Below are 1,568 nucleotides of genomic sequence, written 5' to 3' on the forward strand. Positions count from 1 at the left end.
TTTAAGAGTTTGATCCTGGCTCAGGATGAACGCTGGCGGCGTGCCTAACACATGCAAGTCGAGCGGAGTTATTTTCAGGAAGCCTTCGGGTGGAATGATTTTAATTTAGCGGCGGACGGGTGAGTAACGCGTGGGCAACCTACCCTGTACAGGGGAATAACAATGGGAAACCATTGCTAATACCCCATAATACCTTTTAGGGGCATCCCTAAAAGGTCAAAGAATTTCGGTATAGGATGGGCCCGCGTCTGATTAGCTAGTTGGTGAGGTAATGGCTCACCAAGGCGACGATCAGTAGCCGGCCTGAGAGGGTGAACGGCCACACTGGAACTGAGACACGGTCCAGACTCCTACGGGAGGCAGCAGTGGGGAATATTGCACAATGGGGGAAACCCTGATGCAGCAACGCCGCGTGAGCGATGAAGGCTTTCGGGTCGTAAAGCTCTGTCCTAAGGGAAGATAATGACGGTACCTTAGGAGGAAGCCCCGGCTAACTACGTGCCAGCAGCCGCGGTAATACGTAGGGGGCAAGCGTTATCCGGAATCATTGGGCGTAAAGGGTGCGTAGGCGGCCCTATGGGTCAGAGGTTAAAGGCTACGGCTCAACCGTAGTAAGCCTTTGAAACTGTAGGGCTTGAGTGCAGGAGAGGAGAGTGGAATTCCTAGTGTAGCGGTGAAATGCGTAGATATTAGGAGGAACACCAGTGGCGAAGGCGACTCTCTGGACTGCAACTGACGCTGAGGCACGAAAGCGTGGGTAGCGAACAGGATTAGATACCCTGGTAGTCCACGCCGTAAACGATGAGTGCTAGGTGTTGGGGGTCAAACCTCGGTGCCGCAGTTAACGCATTAAGCACTCCGCCTGGGGAGTACGTTCGCAAGAATGAAACTCAAAGGAATTGACGGGGACCCGCACAAGCAGCGGAGCATGTGGTTTAATTCGAAGCAACGCGAAGAACCTTACCTGGACTTGACATCCCTCGGACAGCTTTTTAATCGAAGCCTTCCCTTCGGGGACTGAGGTGACAGGTGGTGCATGGTTGTCGTCAGCTCGTGTCGTGAGATGTTGGGTTAAGTCCCGCAACGAGCGCAACCCTTGTCTTTAGTTGCCAGCAGTTCGGCTGGGCACTCTAGAGAGACTGCCGGGGATAACTCGGAGGAAGGTGGGGATGACGTCAAATCATCATGCCCCTTATGTTCAGGGCTACACACGTGCTACAATGGCCGATACAACGGGCAGCCAAGGAGTAATCCGGAGCGAATCCTACAAAATCGGTCCCAGTTCGGATTGTGGGCTGAAACTCGCCCACATGAAGTCGGAGTTGCTAGTAATCGCGGATCAGAATGTCGCGGTGAATGCGTTCCCGGGTCTTGTACACACCGCCCGTCACACCACGGGAGTCGGAAGCACCCGAAGCCAGCTATCCAACCTTTATTGGAGGAAGCTGTCGAAGGTGAAGCCAATGACTGGGGTGAAGTCGTAACAAGGTAGCCGTATCGGAAGGTGCGGCTGGATCACCTCCTTTCTAAGGAGAATTGGCAATCTATACTGTCTAGTTTTGAGAGAC

General features: G+C 53.5%; 1 rRNA gene. It reads left to right on the forward strand.

The features are described from left to right. Positions 1 to 1,526 (forward strand): 16S ribosomal RNA (locus KQI88_RS17795). The last annotated feature ends 42 nt before the right edge of the window (positions 1,527 to 1,568 follow it).

The sequence above is a fragment of the Alkaliphilus flagellatus genome (assembly GCF_018919215.1).
Taxonomy (GTDB): Bacteria; Bacillota; Clostridia; order Peptostreptococcales; family Natronincolaceae; genus Alkaliphilus_B; species Alkaliphilus_B flagellatus.